This is a genomic window from Xanthomonas sp. SI (assembly GCF_014236855.1).
Lineage (GTDB): Bacteria > Pseudomonadota > Gammaproteobacteria > Xanthomonadales > Xanthomonadaceae > Xanthomonas_A.
In genome coordinates this window covers 4116835-4133946 of sequence record NZ_CP051261.1, presented here as the reverse complement: position 1 = coordinate 4133946, position 17112 = coordinate 4116835, and the positions used below count along the sequence as shown (strand labels likewise).

15 protein-coding genes are annotated in these 17112 nt (G+C 69.5%); 11 read left to right on the top strand and 4 right to left on the bottom strand.

The window, feature by feature from the left end; all coding sequences use genetic code 11:
- Positions 1-5: 5 nt before the first annotated feature.
- From HEP75_RS22320 to HEP75_RS17515, 4 genes are all read left to right on the top strand, one after another.
- Positions 6-134, top strand: a complete 129-nt coding sequence (locus tag HEP75_RS22320; protein ID WP_255423894.1) for a hypothetical protein — start codon at positions 6-8, stop codon at positions 132-134.
- 223 nt (positions 135-357) lie between these two features.
- Positions 358-1494: a lytic murein transglycosylase B gene (gene mltB / locus HEP75_RS17525; protein ID WP_185824358.1), complete on the top strand. Its 1137-nt coding sequence runs from the start codon at positions 358-360 to the stop codon at positions 1492-1494.
- Positions 1491-2942 carry a septal ring lytic transglycosylase RlpA family protein gene (locus HEP75_RS17520; protein WP_185824357.1) on the top strand — a complete coding sequence of 484 codons (1452 nt, stop codon included), beginning with the start codon at positions 1491-1493 and terminating at the stop codon, positions 2940-2942. The genes mltB and HEP75_RS17520 overlap by 4 nt, the downstream gene beginning before the upstream one ends.
- A 193-nt stretch (positions 2943-3135) precedes the next feature.
- Positions 3136-4347: a D-alanyl-D-alanine carboxypeptidase family protein gene (locus tag HEP75_RS17515; RefSeq protein ID WP_185813868.1), complete on the top strand. Its 1212-nt coding sequence runs from the start codon at positions 3136-3138 to the stop codon at positions 4345-4347.
- Positions 4348-4459: 112 nt separating this feature from the next.
- On the opposite strand, the gene HEP75_RS17510 is transcribed toward HEP75_RS17515, so the two are convergent.
- Positions 4460-5521, bottom strand: coding sequence for a lipid A deacylase LpxR family protein (locus tag HEP75_RS17510; RefSeq protein ID WP_185824356.1), 1062 nt, complete (start codon positions 5519-5521; stop codon positions 4460-4462).
- 281 nt (positions 5522-5802) lie between these two features.
- On the opposite strand from HEP75_RS17510, the gene HEP75_RS17505 reads away from it, so the two are divergent.
- The 4 genes from HEP75_RS17505 to HEP75_RS17490 all read left to right on the top strand — a co-directional run bounded on the left by HEP75_RS17505 (position 5803) and on the right by HEP75_RS17490 (position 10238).
- Complete coding sequence (locus tag HEP75_RS17505; protein WP_009606261.1) at positions 5803-6081, top strand: DUF493 family protein; 279 nt, start codon at positions 5803-5805, stop codon at positions 6079-6081.
- Positions 6082-6179: 98 nt separating this feature from the next.
- On the top strand, positions 6180-6782 hold the full coding sequence (gene lipB, locus HEP75_RS17500; RefSeq protein ID WP_255424111.1) for a lipoyl(octanoyl) transferase LipB: 603 nt from the start codon (positions 6180-6182) through the stop codon (positions 6780-6782).
- Positions 6783-6804: 22 nt separating this feature from the next.
- Positions 6805-7821, top strand: coding sequence for a lipoyl synthase (gene lipA, locus HEP75_RS17495; RefSeq protein ID WP_185824355.1), 1017 nt, complete (start codon positions 6805-6807; stop codon positions 7819-7821).
- 239 nt (positions 7822-8060) lie between these two features.
- Positions 8061-10238 carry a carboxy terminal-processing peptidase gene (locus tag HEP75_RS17490; RefSeq protein ID WP_185822191.1) on the top strand — a complete coding sequence of 726 codons (2178 nt, stop codon included), beginning with the start codon at positions 8061-8063 and terminating at the stop codon, positions 10236-10238.
- Positions 10239-10534: 296 nt separating this feature from the next.
- Here HEP75_RS17490 and HEP75_RS17485 read toward each other — a convergent pair whose 3' ends face one another.
- Complete coding sequence (locus HEP75_RS17485; protein ID WP_185824354.1) at positions 10535-11278, bottom strand: sulfite exporter TauE/SafE family protein; 744 nt, start codon at positions 11276-11278, stop codon at positions 10535-10537.
- A gap of 85 nt (positions 11279-11363) precedes the next feature.
- On the opposite strand from HEP75_RS17485, the gene HEP75_RS17480 reads away from it, so the two are divergent.
- A complete protein-coding gene (locus tag HEP75_RS17480) occupies positions 11364-12272 on the top strand; it encodes a LysR substrate-binding domain-containing protein (RefSeq protein WP_185824353.1) in 909 nt (302 codons plus the stop codon).
- A gap of 24 nt (positions 12273-12296) precedes the next feature.
- Here the strand turns inward: HEP75_RS17480 and HEP75_RS17475 are convergent, their stop codons facing one another.
- Both HEP75_RS17475 and HEP75_RS17470 read right to left on the bottom strand, forming a co-directional pair.
- Positions 12297-13175, bottom strand: a complete 879-nt coding sequence (locus HEP75_RS17475) for an endonuclease/exonuclease/phosphatase family protein (protein ID WP_185824352.1) — start codon at positions 13173-13175, stop codon at positions 12297-12299.
- A gap of 164 nt (positions 13176-13339) precedes the next feature.
- Entirely contained in the window at positions 13340-14338 is a 999-nt protein-coding gene (locus tag HEP75_RS17470; protein ID WP_185824351.1) for a glycosyl hydrolase 53 family protein, read from the bottom strand.
- A gap of 223 nt (positions 14339-14561) precedes the next feature.
- Here HEP75_RS17470 and HEP75_RS17465 point away from each other — a divergent pair, with 223 nt between their 5' ends.
- Both HEP75_RS17465 and HEP75_RS17460 read left to right on the top strand, forming a co-directional pair.
- Entirely contained in the window at positions 14562-15617 is a 1056-nt protein-coding gene (locus tag HEP75_RS17465) for a bifunctional nicotinamide-nucleotide adenylyltransferase/Nudix hydroxylase (protein ID WP_185822196.1), read from the top strand.
- 63 nt (positions 15618-15680) lie between these two features.
- Complete coding sequence (locus HEP75_RS17460; protein ID WP_185824350.1) at positions 15681-17105, top strand: nicotinate phosphoribosyltransferase; 1425 nt, start codon at positions 15681-15683, stop codon at positions 17103-17105.
- Positions 17106-17112 lie beyond the last annotated feature (7 nt).

Genomic DNA, 17112 nt, shown 5'->3' with positions numbered 1-17112 from the left:
GTGGCTTGGCCGCCGACCTGCCGTTCGGCGGCGTGCGCCGCTCCGGCTATGGCCGCGAACTGATCGGGCTGGGCATCAAGGAGTTCGTTAACCACAAGCTGATCGACGCGGTGGAGATCGACGCGCCGTTCTGAGCGTCGCCGCCGTGCAGCACCCGGGCCGTCGGTGGGCAACCACCGGCGGCCCTTGCGTTTGCGCCGCACGGCCGGCGATGGCGCCGAGGCCGATGCCGTGACCCACAGGGTATCGCCGCGCTCCCCAGCATGAATACGCCAGGCGCACTTGACTCGCGGCAAAGTTCTTTTGTTTCATGGCGTTATTGGTGGAAATTCATCTGGACTCTGTTAACCTGCCGCCATGATTCGACGCTCGCTGATTTGCCTGATCACGCTTGGCCTGGTCGCATGCGCGACCCAGCCCAAGGCTCCGCCGCCGCCGCCGCAGGCCAACGCGCTGCCGCAGACCGTGCCGCGCCCGCCGCTGCCGGCCGGCACGGCGCCCGAGGCGGTGCCCGCGCCGCCGGTCGACCTGACCCCGGTGCCGTTCGAGATCGCGCGCGCCAACTTCGTCCGCGACACCGCCGCCAAGTACGGCCTGGATCCGGCGCAGATCGAGGCGACGCTGGCGCAGGCGCAGTTCAAGGATGCGATCGTGGCGGCGATGTCGCGCCCGGCCGAGCGGGTCAAGCCGTGGAACGAATACCGGCCGATGTTCATTAGCCAGGCGCGCATCGACGGCGGCCGCGCGTTCCTGTCCACGCATCGCGAAGAACTGATGCGGGTGCAGGTGCGCACTGGCGTGCCGCCGGAGATCATCGTCGCGATCATCGGCGTGGAGACCAGCTACGGCAAGAACGCCGGCAGCTACCGCGTGCTCGACGCGCTGTACACGCTGGCGTTCCGCTATCCGCGCAGCGGCGACCCGGCCAAGCTCGAGCGCGAAGTGCGCCGCGAGCTGTTCTTCCGCGACGAACTCGGCCAGCTGTTCGCGCTCGGCCGCGAAGAGAACCTGGACATCGCCACCCTGATCGGCAGCTACGCCGGCGCGATGGGCCTGGGCCAGTTCATGCCGTCCAGCTACCGCCAGTTCGCGGTGGACGGCGATGGCGACGGCAAGCGCAACCTGTTCACCGATTACGACGACATGTTCTCCTCGATCGCCAACTACTTCGTCAAGAAGGGCGGCTGGGTGCGCGACGGCGTGGTCGCAGTGCCGGCCACGCTGCGTCCCGGCGCCGAGGAACTCAATCCGACCGACTGGACCCCGAGCTACACGCTCGCCGACCTGGCCGCGCGCGGCTACCAGCCGGCCGCCCCGGTCCCGGCCGGCGCCACCGCCACCCCGATCACGCTCGACGGCAGCGCCGGCAAGCAGTACTGGCTCGGCTTCCAGAACTACTACGCGATCACCCGTTACAACATTTCCAAGATGTACGCGATGGCCGTGTACCAACTGTCCCAGGCCATCGCCGGCAAGGAGTTACCCCCGGCATGAACCCGAACGCGCTGCTCCGGATCGTTCCCGTCGTCGCCCTGCTGGCGCTGGCCGCCTGCAGCAGCGCCCCGAAGAAGACCGCCGGCGGCGGCGCCGCCGCGCCCGGGGTCAGGGTGGAAGGCCGCGGCCCGGCGCATGTCGCCACCGGCTGCCCGTCCACCTCGCCCTACGCACCGGCCAAGGAAGATCCGTCCACGCGCGGCAACTACACCGCCGGCGGCCTGTACGCGCCGGGGGTCAGCGACAGCACCCCGGACTACGTGCCCAACGTGGCCTGCATCCCCGAGCCGCTGGTCACCAACGAGCCGCGCTCGGCGGTCGGCAACCGCTCGCCGTACATGGTGCTGGGCCGCGAATACAAGATCATCGACGACCCGCACAGCTACGTCGAACGCGGCACCGCCTCGTACTACGGCAGCAAGTTCCATGGCCGGCTGACCTCCAATCGCGAGGTCTACGACATGTACGCGTTCACCGCCGCGCACAAGACCCTGCCGTTGCCCAGCTTCGCCCTGGTCACCAACCTGGACAACGGCGAATCGGTGGTGGTGCGGGTCAACGACCGCGGCCCGTTCCACGACGACCGGGTCATCGACCTGAGTTACGCGGCGGCGGTCAAGCTCGGCATCACCGGCAAGGGCACCGGCCGGGTCGAAGTGCGCGGGCTGACCCCGGCCGACAACGGCAACCTGCTCGCCTCGCGGCGGACCGGCAAGCAGGTCGCGACCGGCACCGCGCTGGCCAGCGCGACCGCAGCGGGCAGTGCCGCGCAGACCGCTGCGGCGCGCCGCGCCACCGACATGGACAACCTGGTCAAGGCCTTGCCGGCCAAGCCGGCCACCGTCGTCGCTGCGGCCAGCGTACCGGCGCGCAACACCACCGTGTCCAGCACTGCCGCGCCCAGCGCCGCCAGCGCGAGCGCGGCGGCCGCCGCTTTGCCGGAAGGCGAGCGCTGGCGCTACCGGGTGCTGGCCGATGCCGACACCGCGGCCAATGCCGACCATTTCGATGACTGGATGAAATCGCGCGGCGTGCGCGTGGCGACCGGCAAGCCGGCCAAGGTCGATGCGACCGTGGCCGCCACGCAGGCACCGCCGCGACGCGCCACCGCTGCCGCCGCGCCGGCGCCCACCGCGACCACCGTCGCGGCCGCGGCACCGGCGCCTGCCGTGTCGGCGACCCGCGCGGCCGTCGACAACGCCGCGGCGCGCGGCCCGCTCGGCATCCTGCTGCAGGTGGCCAGCTTCGCCAGCCGCGAGAACGCCAACCGCGCGCTGTCGCAGCTGGCCTCGGCCGGCATCGTCGGCGCCAGCGTCAGCGACATCGTGTCCGGCGGGCGCACCTTGTGGCGGCTGCGGGTCGCCGCCGAGGACCATGGCCGCGCCACCGAGCTGGCCAGCCGCATCGCCGGCCTCGGCTTCGGGCGTCCGCAGATCGTCAAGGACTGAAGCGCGCGGCGAACCCGCACGCCTGTCGCTGGCGCCGCTACGCGCCAGCCATCGCCAGGTTCGCGTGCCGCTCCCGCGCCGATGGCTTAACGCCGCCTCCCGCCTGCGCCGCCGTGGCGCCTGGGCGGGCGCCGGCTAGCCCTACAATGCCTCGTTTACCATCGGCCCTCGGGCCCGCCAGGAGTCGTTTTAGATGAAATTCCGCTTTGCCGTCGCCGCCGTGGCCACCTTCGCCGTCGGCCTGGTTTCCGCGCAGACCCCCGGCCCGGTGCCGGCATCGCCTGCCGCCGCTGCCACCGCGCCCGCCGCCGTGGCGATTCCGCCGGCGCCCAAGCCGGCCGTGTCCAAGTCCTGGGTGTTGATGGACTACGCCACCGGCCAGGTGCTGGCCGGCGAGAACGAGCACGCGCGGGTGGCTCCGGCCAGCATCACCAAGGTGATGACCTCCTACGTGATCGCCGCCGAACTGAAGCTGGGCAAGATCAAGCGCGATGACCAGGTCATGCTCAGCGAGCGCGCCTGGCGCGAGGGCGGCGCCGGCACCGATGGCAGCTACAGCGGCTTCCCGGTCAACCAGACCGCGCGCCTGGAGGACATGGAAAAGGGCATGGCGATCCAGTCCGGCAACGACGCGGCGATCGCGCTGGCCGAACACGCCGCCGGCAGCGAGGAAGCCTTCGCGTCGCTGATGAACAACTACGCGGCCAAGCTCGGCATGACCGGCTCGCACTTCGTCAACGCCCACGGCCTGTCCGCCGAAGGCCACTACACCACCGCCTACGATCTGGCGCTGCTGGGCCGGGCGATGGTGCGCGACTATCCGGAGACCTACGCCTACAACAAGATCAAGGAGTTCAAGGTCGGCGACATCACCCAGCAGAACCGCAACCTGCTGCTGTGGCGCGACCCCAGCGTGGACGGCATCAAGACCGGGCACACCTCCGAGGCCGGCTACTGCCTGCTCAGTTCGGCGCAGCGCGGCGACCAGCGCCTGGTCGCAGTGGTGATGGGCGACAGCTCCGAGAAGCAGCGCGCCGAGGACAGCCTGGCGCTGCTGAACTGGGGCTTCCGTTTCTTCGAGACCCACCGCCTGTACGAGCCGGGCAAGCAGGTCGCGCAGCAGCGCGTGTGGAAGGGCACCGAGAAGGAAGTGCTGCTGGGCGTGGCGCAGCCGCTGCTGGTCGGCGTGCCGCGCGGCCGCTACAACGAACTGAAGCCGTCGATCGACGTGCCCAAGACCCTGGAAGCGCCGATCAAGCAGGGCCAGGCGATCGGCACGGTGAAGGTCTCGCTGGACGGCAAGGTGATCGCGCAAGCGCCGCTGGTGGCGCTGAAAGCGGTCGACGAGGCCGGCTTCTTCAAGCGCCTGTGGGACAGCTTCTGGATGTGGTGGGAAGCCGAGTGAGTTGAAAAAAAGCCGGCTTACGCCGGCTTTTTTTTGGGATTCGGGATTGGGGGATTGGGGATTCGCCGAAGCCGGGAGCGGTTTCCAATCCCGAATCCCGAATCCCGGCTCTTCACAGCCGCCGACTGATCGTGAAGCTGCCGAACACCGGCGTCTGTTTCTGCAGGTCGAATTCGCGGGTGCTCCAGTAGCGCGCCAGCGCGAACTTCCACTTGCCGCGCATCACCGCCAGGCCGAAACCGGCCTCGCCGACGAAGGGGCGCTTCTTCACGCTGTGGCTGTCGCGGAAGGTGTTGCCGTCCAGGGTGATGTCGCGCAGCACCCAGCTCGCGTCGCTGGTCAGGAACAGATGGGCGGACCAGCCGCGGCCCATGCCGTAGCGGGGCGGAGCGGTGTTCTCGCCGGCCGGGCGCAACGGCGAGCTGCCGAAATCGTCTGGCAGTTTCCAGCCGAAGCGCACTTCGCCGCCGGCGTTGGCGTGGGTCTGCAAGGTGCCGAGCGCGCCGCCCCAGTGGCTGATCGCGTCCCAGCCCCAGCCGTCGGCGTTGACCGTCGCGTCGCCGGGCCAGCGGCGCATGCGTTCGTGCACCAGGCGGAACACCGGTTCGTCGTGCAACTGGTTGTCCCAGCCGAGGAATTTCTCGTCGCCGAGCGCGTCGTGCACTGCGTCCTGCACCTGCTTGCCCTGCGCCGACGGGCCGACCATGCCCAGCAACAACTGGGTGGTGCGCAGGCGGTCGCCATTGCGCGCGTTGTAGCCGAAGTTCACCGCCAGCACGGCGGCGTAGGGGCGGTCGTCCCTGATCAGGTCGCGGCGGGTCTTGTCGGTCGGGGTGAAGATGGCCTGGCCGAAACTGAAGACCATGTTCTGCTGCTCGAACTCGCCCGGGTGCAGGCGCTCCAGGTAGCGGTTGACCGCCCGCGCCAGCCGCGGCAGGCAGGGGTCGTCGGTGAAGTCGACCAGGTTCGGCGACACCAGGGTCATGCCGAAGCCGTTGGTATAGCCCTGGTCCTGGCCGGCACCGCCGAACAGGTCGTTGTCGACGCGAAAGTTCACCGTCGGCGGGGTGTCTTCCAGTGCGCTGCCGGCGCACCGGTCGGTGGCGGCGGCAGCGGGCAGCGAAGCGATGGCGAGCACGACGGCGAGGGCGAGAGGCAGGCGCGATGACGGCATGGGCGACGTCCCTGGAGGAAGGAGGGGAATGGGGACACCGACGCTAGCGGGCCGGATGCGCGCGTCCCGTGAAGCCTGCATTCATGAAGATGCCGGGTCGAGCATAGGCCGCGCCGGCGTTCGCGCGAAAGCCGCGTAGCCGTATCGCTTCGTCCTATTGGCATCGCTTGCCAACCGCGCCCACATGCTGACGCGGCGCGGCTGCCGCCAGCGTCCGTACAAGCGGCCTGCCGGCGCGGCGCGGCCTTGGGTTTGCCCGGCGCCGGCCCGATAATGCAGCCATGGATATCACCTCGGACAACCCCGATCACGGCTTCCAGTTCCCCGGCGTCTTCGAGCTCAGCGCGATGGGCACCGCCAACACCGGGTTGGAGACCGAACTGCCGCGCCTGCTCGCCCAGGCGGGCGTGGACGTGCTGGAAGAGCGCATCAGCTGGAAGCATTCGTCCAACGGCAAGTACGTGTCGGTGCGGATCGCCTTCCGCGCCGCCGACCGCGCCCAGTACGACGCCGCGCATCTGGCGCTGCGCGAGCATCCGGAAGTGAAGTGGACGCTGTAGCCGTCGCCGCGGTACTGCCGCCGGAGCCGACGCAGGCACTGCCGCCGTGCCGGGTCCGCGATCTCGGCCGCCAGCCCTACGAGCCGGTGTGGCGGGCGATGCAGCGCTTCACCGATGCGCGCGAGGAAACCAGCGCCGACGAGCTGTGGGTGGTCGAGCACGAACCGGTGTTCACCCTCGGCCAGGCCGGCAAGCCCGAGCACGTGCTGGCGCCCGGCGAGATCCCGGTGCTGCACGTGGACCGCGGCGGCCAGGTCACCTACCACGGCCCCGGCCAGTTGGTGGTGTACCCGCTGCTGGACCTGCGCCGGCTGAAGATCGGCGTGCGCGACTACGTGTGCCGGATCGAGCAGGCCCTCATCGACACGCTGGACGAATGGAACATCCTTGGCCAGCGCCGCGACGGCGCGCCCGGCGTCTACGTCGGCGCGGCCAAGGTCGCCGCGCTCGGCATCCGCGTGCGCCGCGGCTGCACTTTCCACGGCCTGTCGTTCAACGTGGCGATGGATCTGGAGCCGTTCCACCGCATCAATCCCTGCGGCTATCAGGGCCTGCAGGTGACCTCGGTGCTAGACTTGGGCGGTCCCTCCGGCATGCAGGCCGTCAAACCGGTGCTGCTGGCCCAACTGGCGCGCCAGTTCGGGCTGACCCTGCAGCCGCTCGACGCCTTGCCCGACCTCACGCTCACGCACGCGGCCTGACCGCCTGCCCGCCGACGACGCCATGACCCAGCCCAGCGCACGCACCATCCCTCTGCAGGTCCTTTCCGGCGACAGCGCGGCCGCGCCCGCGCCGCTGCAGGCCGGCGTCAAGCAACTGGGCGGCGACAAGATCAACCGCTCGCCGGTGCAGTTCGCCGACGCGCCGGTGCTGCGCAAGCCGTCGTGGATCCGGGTACGGATCCCGTCCGGCAACGCGGTGCAGACGCTCAAGGCCAAGCTGCGCGAGAACCGCCTGGTCACGGTCTGCGAGGAAGCCAGCTGCCCGAACATCCACGAGTGCTTCAGCCACGGCACCGCCACCTTCATGATCCTGGGCGAAGTCTGCACCCGCCGCTGTTCGTTCTGCGACGTCGCCCATGGCCGGCCCAAGCCGCCGGACGCGAGCGAACCGGCCAGCCTGGCGCAGACCGTGGCCGACATGGGCCTGCGCTACGTGGTGGTGACCAGCGTCGACCGCGACGACCTGCGCGACGGCGGCGCCCAGCACTTCGCCGACTGCATCGGCGCGATCCGCGCCGCCGCGCCGGCCACCCGCATCGAGATCCTGACCCCGGACTTCCGCGGCAAGGGCCGCATGGACCGCGCGCTGGAGATCCTGGCGACCAATCCGCCGGACGTGTTCAACCACAACATCGAGACCGTGCCGGACCTGTACCCGAACGTGCGTCCCGGCGCCGACTACCAGTGGTCGCTGACCCTGCTGCAGAAGTTCAAGGCGCAGCACCCGTCGATCGCCACCAAGTCCGGGATCATGCTCGGCCTGGGCGAGACCATGGAGCAGGTGCAGGCCACGCTGCGCGACCTGCGCGCGCACGACGTGGACATGGTCACCATCGGCCAGTACCTGCAGCCGACCGCGCACCACCACCCAGTGATGCGCTACTGGACGCCGGACGAGTACAAGGCGCTGGAGGAGTACGGCAATGCGCTGGGCTTCAGCCACGTCGCCTCCGGGCCGATGGTGCGCTCGTCCTACCACGCCGATCGGCAGGCTGCCGGCGCCGGCGTCGCCGCCTGAGTTCACCCTGCGGCAGCGGTTGTGGCGCCGCCGCCGCGTCCTGGCGAGCGTCCAGGACGCCCGCCGTGCCGGCCGCGACGCCCGCCCGCAGCGCCTGCACCGGCGCCATTCACACTTCGCTACCGGGCCCCGGCTAGTCTGGTTCAGGAACAGGTGACACGGCCTGCAACTTGCGGCACTGTCGTGTTGTCTCACGCGATCTGCAGCCCCCCTGACGGCCTCGTGCCGAGAGTACGTAGATGAAATTCAAAGCTTCCGTCTTCCTGCTGGCGTTCGCGCTGACCACGCCGCTGGCGCTGTTCGCCCGCACCGACGCGCCCGCGCTGCCGGCGGCCTCGACCGCCGACCAGTCCACCACCGCCAAGCTGGTGTACGGGCTGCTCTCCGACAGCCGCTACGCCTACCGGCCGCGCGCGCTCGACGAGGCGACCTCGAAGGAAGTCTTCAAGAAGTACCTGGAGACGCTGGACGGCAGCAAGCAGTTCTTCACCCAGGCCGACGTGGACAAGTTCGCCGCGTTCCAGGCCAATCTCGGCAGCAATATCGCCGCCGGCCAGCTGGAGCCGGCGTTCCAGGTGTTCGCCGTGTACCGGCAGCGCGTGGACGAGCGCATCGGCTACGCGCGCAAGCTGCTCAAGCAGGACTTCGATTTCAACGGCAGCGAGAAGTTCGAGTACGACCGCAAGGACGTGCCGTGGCCCAAGGATAACCAGGAGCTGGACGAGCTGTGGCGCAAGTCGGTGATGAACGACTGGCTGCGGCTCAAGCTCGCCGGCAAGAAGCCCGAGGACATCCGCAAGACCCTGGACAAGCGCTACGCCAACCTCGCAGATTCGGTGAAGGAGCTGAAGAGCGAGGACGTGTTCCAGTTCTTCATGAACGCCTACACCAACACCGTCGATCCGCACACCGACTACTTCACCCCGCGCACCGCCGAGAACTTCAACCAGCAGATGTCGCTGTCGCTGGAAGGCATCGGCGCGCAGTTGCAGAAGCAGGACGACATGGTGGTGATCCGCGAGGTCATCCCCGGCGGCCCGGCCGCGGTGGACGGCACGCTGAAGCCGGGCGACCGGATCGTCGGCGTCGGCCAGGGCAAGTCCGGCCAGGTCGAGGACGTGATCGGCTGGCGCATCGACGACGTGGTGGCCAAGATCCGCGGCGACAAGGACACCCAGGTACGTCTTGAGTACATTCCGGCCGAGGCTGGCGTGGACGGCAAGCACCGCCAGTTGCTGCTGACCCGGCAGAAGGTGCGCCTGGCCGAACAGGCCGCCAAGGGCGAGACCATCACCCTGCCGGCGAAGGACGGCGAACCGGCGCGGCGCGTCGGCGTGATCAAGCTGCCGGCGTTCTACCAGGACTTCGAAGGCCGCCGCCGCAACGCCAGCGACTACGCCTCGGCGACCCGCGATGTGGCCAAGCTGCTGGCCGGCTTCAAGACCGACAAGGTCAATGGCGTGGTGCTTGACCTGCGCAACAACGGCGGCGGCTCGCTGGACGAGGCGATCGAACTGACCGGCCTGTTCATCGAGCAGGGCCCGGTGGTGCAGGTGCGCGAATCCGGCGGCCGGGTCACCGTCAACAGCGACGACAACCCGGCCGTGGCCTGGGACGGCCCGCTGGCGGTGCTGATCAACCGCGGTTCGGCCTCGGCCTCGGAGATCTTCGCCGGCGCCATCCAGGATTACGGACGCGGCCTGATCATCGGCGAGACCAGCTTCGGCAAGGGCACGGTGCAGAACATCGTCGACCTGGACCGCTGGCCGGCCAACGAGACCGACCGCTTCGGCCAGGTCAAGCTGACCATCGCCCAGTTCTTCCGGGTCAGCGGCAGCAGTACCCAGCACAAGGGCGTGGTGCCGGACATCGCGTTCCCGGCCAGCGTCGATGCCACCGAGTTCGGCGAGAGCACCTACCCCAACGCCTTGCCGTGGACCCGCATCGCCGCGGTGCCGCACACCCAGTACGGCAACTTCGCGCCGCTGCTGCCGAAGCTGGAGACGCTGCATGCCAGCCGCATCGCCAGCGACAAGGAATTCCAGTGGTGGGAAGAGGACGTGCAGCAGTTCCGCACCGAGGCGGCGAAGAAGTACGTGGTGCTCAACGAGGCCGAGCGCCGCGCCGAGCGCGAGAAGCAGGACGTGCAGCGCAAGCAGCGCCAGGAGATGCGCAAGCAGCTCGGGCTGCCGCTGGATCCGCTCGCCGACGACAGCAGCGACGACGGCCTGACCGGCAACGAACGCGACATCATCAAGGACGCCGCGCGCGAGAAGCTGGTCGACAAGCGCCCGGATCCGCTGCTGCGCGAGTCGGCCTCGATCCTGGCAGACGCGCTGAACCTGCTGGAAAAGGACCACCCGCTGTCGGTGCAGGTACTACCGCAGTCCACCGGCCCGGGGCGCTGGGCCGACTGAGCCCGCACTTCATCGCCGCGCGAACACGAACGCGCCATCGCCCAGCGATGGCGCGTTTTTCGTTAGGGGTCTGCGTGGCCGCGCGCCATCGCTTGCGTTCTGCGCGGCTGGTGCCGAACGCTGTGGCAGAGCAGCCAGTCACGGTACCGACGATCGCACTGCAGGGTTCGCCTCGGGCACCAGCCTGACAGGCTCTCTGTAGGAGCGGCTTCAGCCGCGACCGTGTCTTACCGGTAACGCCCGGTCGCGGCTGAAGCGGCTCCTACAGGTGCGCATCAACTGGATCGAAAGCTGCGCTAGCTCAGCGCCTGCCACAGCTGATGCACACCCAACGCCAGCAAGGTCAGGAAGAACACCCGCCGGAACGCCTCGGCGGAAATGCGCTGGCGCAGGTGCGCGCCCAGCCACATGCCGATCGCGGTCGGCAGCAGAGCCAGCAACGAAGGGCCGAGCGCGCCGCGCGCGAACGCGCCGTGCCAGGTCAGGGCAATGGCCAGCGCCAGCGTGGCGGTGAAGAAGCAGTAGCCCAACGCGCGCATCAGCGTCTCCCGCGGCAGGCCCAGCGCGACCAGATAGGGCAACGACGGCAGCACGAACACGCCGGTGGCGCCGGTCAGCAGGCCGGTCGCCAACCCGGCCGCCGGGCCTGCCCAGGGCTCGTGCCGCGGTGGCAGCCGGCCCTGCCAGCGGCTCAGGCCGAGCAGCGCGTACAGCGCCAGCAAGGCGCCGAGTCCGCCGCGCGCCAGCGCCGGATCGGCGCCGATCAGGATGCCGGCGCTGAGCCAGGTGCCGATCGCGATCGTGAGCAGCAGCGGCCACAGCCGCCGCAGCAGCGGCGCCGCGCCCTTGCCCCAGGCCTGCTGCAGATTGGTCAGCAGCGACGGCAGCACCAGCAGCGCGGCCGCTTCGGGCGGCGCCAGCCACAGTCCCAGCAAGCCCATGGCGACCGTTGGCAGGCCGGTCCCGGCCACGCCCTTGACGAAGCCGGCCAGGCAGAACACCGCGGCGATCGGCAGCAGATGCGGGATGAGCGATTGCATGTCTGCAGCATCGGCGGTGCCGCGGCGTCGGACAATGCGCGATTGCTTCAGGCAGACTTCGGCAACGACGAAGGCTGGAACGGCGATGCACCTGGATTTCATCGACTTGCGGCTGTTCGTGGCGGTGGCCGAGGCCGGCAGCATCACCGCCGGTGCCGACCGCGCGGCGTTGTCGTTGGCCGCGGCCAGCGCGCGCATCCGCGCGCTGGAACTGCAGGCCGGTGCGGCGCTGTTCGCGCGCGGCCGCCGCGGCGTGAGCCTGACCGCGGCCGGCGCCGCGCTGTTGCGGCACGCACGGCAGCTGCTGCGCCAGGCCGAGGCGATGCGCGCCGAACTGGGCGAGCACACCGGCGCCAACCAGGCCACGGTGCGGCTGCTGGCCAATACCGCGGCGCTGTACGAATGGCTGCCCGAACTGCTGGCCGAGTTCCTGGTCGCGCATCCGCGCATCGACCTGGCCTTGCGCGAACAGGGCAGCACTGCTGCGGCCGATGCGGTGCGCGAGGAGCGTGCCGACCTGGTGGTGATCGCCGACCACGCCGACCTGTCCGGTCTGCACGCGCAGGCATTCCGCCAGGACCGGCTGGTGCTGGTGGCAGCGGCTACGCATCCGCTGGCGCGCGCGCCGCAGCTGCGCCTGGCGCAGCTATGGCAGGCGGAATTCCTCGGCCTGGCCGACGACAGCGCGCTGCAGCGGCACCTGCGCACGCAGGCCGCGCGCGCCGGCGGCCTGCTGCGCATCCGCGCCCACGTGCACGGCATCGAGCCGCTGTGCCGGATGCTGGCGCGCGGCGCCGGCGTGGCGATCCTGCCGCAGGCCGCGCTGGCCCGGGTCAGCGTGCGCGAACAACTGGTCGCGGTGCCGTTGCAGGAGCCGTGGGCAGCGCGGCAGTTGTCGATCGTGTGGCGGCCCGCACCGGCGCCGGCGGTGCGTCAGGTGCTGGACTGGCTGTGCGCGCACGCCGACGCTGCCGCGACTACCGGCGCGGGATGACATCCCGTGCGCAAGCGATCGACTTCACTGCGGCCAGGCGAACTCGGCTTCCACCGGGAAGTGGTCCGACGGCCAATGTCCCTGCGGCCGCGCGTCGAGCGTGGCGAAGTGGGTGGCGCGCAATCCGCGCGACAGGATCCAGTCGATGCGCCGGTCGGGATGGCCGGTGAAATCGTGGAAGGTCGCCTCCGGTCCCTGCGCGTGCGGCACCTGCTTGCGCGCGTCGGCCAGCGCAGGCACCAGCGTACGGTAGGTGGGCGAATCCGGCGCGGTGTTGAAGTCGCCGGTGATCACCACCGGCACGTCGGCCGGCAAGGCCTGCACGCGCGCGAGGATCAGCGCGGCGCCCTTGGCGCGCGCCGCCTCGTCTTCGTCGCGGTACGGCAGGTGGGTGTCGAACAGGTAGAAGCGGCGTCCGTCGGCGATGCGTTCGAACAGCCCCCAGTTCACCATCCGCGGCAGCGGGTGGCCCCAGCTGATGCTGCCGACCACCGTCGGGGTGTCCGATAGCCAGAAGTCGCCCGATTCCACCAGCTTCAGGCGGCGGCTGTCGTAGAACACGCCCATGCGCTCGCCGTCCTCGCTGCCGTCGCGGCTGCGCCCGAACCAGCGGTAGTCGGGCAGTTGCGCGGCCAGGTAATCGGCCTGCAGCTTGACCAGCTCCTGGGTGCCGAACACGTCGGGACGCTGCTCACGGATCAGCGCGGCCATCGCGCTGCGGCGGATCTCCCAGCGCTTGTCGCCGTCGGTATCGACCGGCACGCGCACGTTGAAGCTCATTACCTTGAGCGTAGCTGGCGCGGCGTGCGATGGCGCGCGCGCCTGCGCTGGGGCGAGCACTGCGCCCAGCGCGAGCAACAGCAGCAACCCAAGCGAACGCGGTGACAACGAGAATTTGGACATGGCGACAGGTCTGGCGGTGGGATCGCGCCAATGGTGGCATGCCGATGTGACCGCCATCCAGTCGCGGACTGCGTCGCGCACGCGGCGCCACGACGCTCACATTGGCGCACGCCCAGGCGGCGAAACCCGCCCGGCATGCAGCGGCGCGACAGGCGCCGCGTGCGTTATTGGAACGCCGACAGCGCCTGGGTGAGCTGCCCGTTGTTGTTCACCGCGCCCTTCGTATAGCCCTGCCAGCCCGGATACGCATCCGGCTCCCAATAGAACACGCCCAGTCCATGTGCACCGACCGCGCGGGTCTTGGCGACCAGATCGGCCAGCATCGCGCGGGTCGCCGCGTCCTGCTGCCAGTCCATGCCCACTTCGCTGACGATCACGTCCGCGCCGTAGCGCGCCACCATGTCGCGCATGTTGCTGGCGATCTGCGTGTTCGCGCTTTGCCAGCCGCTGCTCGAGGGATAGTGCGACATGCCGACCACGTCCCACTTGCCGCCGGCGGACTTGAGCCCGTCGAAGAACCAGCGGAAGGTCGCGTTGTCGTAGCCGTTGGCCAGATGCACGACCACCTTGGCGTTGGGATACACCGACTTGCTGGCGTTGTAGCCGCTGTTGATCAGCTGCGCGAGATTGCCGAAGTTGGGCGTCTTCCCGTCCGGCCACAGCATGCCGCTGTTGATCTCGTTGCCAACCTGCACCCAACTGACGTTGATGCCGTTGGATTTGAGATACGACAGGATGCCGCTGGTATGCGCGTAGACGTCGCTGAGCAGTTTGGAGAACGCATCGCCGCTCCACGCCGCCGGTTTGGTCTGCTGTCCGGGATCGGCCCAGCTGTCGCTGTAGTGGAAGTCGATCATGATCTGCATGCCCTGCGCCTTTGCCCGATTGGCCATGTTCAGCACGTCGGCGCCGTCGCACCAGCCGTCCTTGGGATTGACCCAGACGCGCAGGCGCACCGCGTTGACGCCGCTGCCCTTCAGCAACGCGAAGAAATCGGTGTTCGCGCCCGCGGCGTTACGGAACACGCGGCCGCTGCTCTCCTGCTGGTCGATCCAGCTCACGTCCGCGCCCTTGGCGAAACTCTGCGCCGCTGCCGGCGCACACAGGCAGGCCAGCAGCAACAGCGCCAGCCATGCGCACATGCTCTTGCTCGATCCGTTCATGGGTTCCTCGCGATGATGGCGTGCCGGTAAGCGATGCCTGCGGCGCTGGCCGGGGCGTGCGCGAGGCTAGCGCGATCGCGCGCGCAACGCGCGCTGCAGCGCAGGGTGTCTACGCCTGGCGACAGCGGCGCCTCGCGCGCGGCACTTGACGGCGACGCCCATCGGCGTAGCATTTGTCGCACGCCAAGGGACAGACCCGCGGCGACCCCAATCACCGTGAGGGATGCTCATGGAATACGACTACCTGGTGTTCATCGGGCGCTTCGAGCCCTTCCACAACGGCCACGCCGCCGTTGCCCGCCACGCCCTGGCGCGAGCGCAGAAACTCATCTTCCTGATCGGCTCGGCCGAGACCCCGCGCACCATCCGCAATCCGTGGACGGTGGCCGAACGCAGCGTCATGATCCAGGCCGCGCTCGAGGGCGCCGGCGAGCGCCTGATCCTGCGCCCGCTGCGCGACCACCTGTACAACGAGAGCCAATGGATCGCCGCCGTGCAGTCGGCGGTGGCCGAGGCGGTGCGTGCCGACGGCGGCGGCGCCGAGGCGCGCATCGGCCTGGTCGGCATGGACAAGGACGCCAGCAGCTATTACCTGCGCGAGTTCCCGCAGTGGCCGCTCGTCGACGTGCAGCACACCGAGACGCTGTCGGCGACCGAACTGCGCCGCTACCTGTTCGAGGCCGGCAGCATCGATTTCCACGGCGCGCTGCTGATGCTGCGCGGCAACGTGCCGGCTCCGGTGTTCGACATGCTCGAAGCGTTCCGCAAGAACTCGCCGTCGTATGCGGAACTGCTGGCCGAGTACCAGTTCATCGAGCAGTACCGCGCGGCCTGGAAGGAGGCGCCGTATCCGCCGACCTTCGTCACCGCCGACGCGGTGGTGGTGCATTCGGGCCATGTGCTGCTGGTGCGGCGCCGCGCCGCGCCGGGCAAGGGTCTGTGGGCGCTGCCTGGCGGCTTCGTCGGCCAGCACGAGAGCATCTTCGATGCCTGCCTGCGCGAACTGCGCGAGGAAACCCGGCTGAAGATCCCGGTGCCGGTGCTGAAGGGCTCGCTGAAGAACCGCCACGTGTTCGACCATCCCGAGCGCAGCCTGCGCGGGCGCACCATCACCCACGCCTTCCACTTCGAATTCACCTTCGGCGAACTGCCCGAGGTGCGTGGCGGCGACGATGCCGACAAGGCGCGCTGGATTCCGGTCAGCGAAGTGCTGGGCATGGGCCCGAAACTGTTCGAAGACCACCTGCACCTGCTCGAATTCTTTCTGGGTCGCGGTTGATCGCGGCTTTTCCGGCCGGCGGACAGACCGCTGGCCTTCCCCCGACGCGAAGGAGCTTCCGTCATGCAATGCCTCAACAACCTGCTGCTCAACACCGATAGCTACAAGGCCAGCCACTGGCTGCAATATCCGGCCGGCACCGATGCCACGTTCTTCTACGTGGAATCGCGCGGCGGCGTCTACGACCGCACCGTGTTCTTCGGCCTGCAGTCGATCCTCAAGGAGGCGCTGGGCCGCGCCATCACCCATGCCGACGTCGACGAGGCGCGCGACCTGTTCGCCGCGCACGGCGTGCCGTTCAACGAGGCCGGCTGGCGCGACATCGTCGACCGCCTCGGCGGGCAGTTGCCGATCCGCATCCGCGCCGTGCCCGAGGGCAGCGTGGTGCCGACCCACAACGCGCTGATGACCATCGAGTCCACCGACGCGCAGGCTTACTGGGTGCCCTCGTACCTGGAAACGCTGCTGCTGCGCATCTGGTATCCGGTCACCGTGGCCACGGTCAGCTGGCACGCCAAGCAGACCCTGCGCCAGTTCCTGGAGCGCACCAGCGACGACCCGGAAGGGCAATTGCCGTTCAAGCTGCACGACTTCGGCGCGCGCGGCGTGTCCAGCCTGGAGTCGGCGGCGATCGGCGGCGCCGCGCACCTGGTCAACTTCCTCGGCACCGATACCGTGTCCGGGCTGCTGCTGGCGCGCGCGCACTACCACGAGCCGATGGCCGGCTATTCGATCCCCGCCGCCGAGCACAGCACCATCACCAGTTGGGGCCGCGAGCGCGAAGTGGACGCGTACCGCAATATGCTCACCCACTTCGGCAAGCCCGGCGGCATCGTCGCGGTGGTGTCCGACAGCTACGACATCTTCCACGCGATCCGCGAACACTGGGGCACCACGCTGCGCGAGGAAGTGATCGCCTCCGGCGCCACCGTGGTGATCCGCCCCGATTCCGGCGACCCGGTGGCGGTGGTGCACCAGTGCCTGGAACTGCTCGACGAGGCCTTCGGCCACAGCGTCAACGGCAAGGGCTACAAGGTGCTCAACCACGTGCGCGTGATCCAGGGCGACGGGGTCAACCCGACCAGCATCCGCGCGATCCTGGAACGCGTCACCAGCGCCGGCTACGCCACCGACAACGTCGCCTTCGGCATGGGCGGCGCGCTGCTGCAGCGGCTGGACCGCGACACCCAGAAGTTCGCGCTGAAGTGCTCGGCCGCGCGCGTGGACGGCAAGTGGATCGACGTCTACAAGGATCCGGTCACCGACAAGGGCAAGCTCAGCAAGCGCGGCCGCATGAGCCTGCTGCGCCACCGCGAATACGGTGGCTACCGCACCGAGCCGGTGCCGGCCTCGGCCGCGTCGCTGGACGAACTGGCCCGGCCCGCCGGCTACGACGATGCGATGGTCACGGTGTGGGAAAACGGCCGCCTGCTGCACGACTGGAGCCTGGCGCAGGTGCGCGAGCGCGCGAACGCCGCGCGCCTGTAGGTGCCGG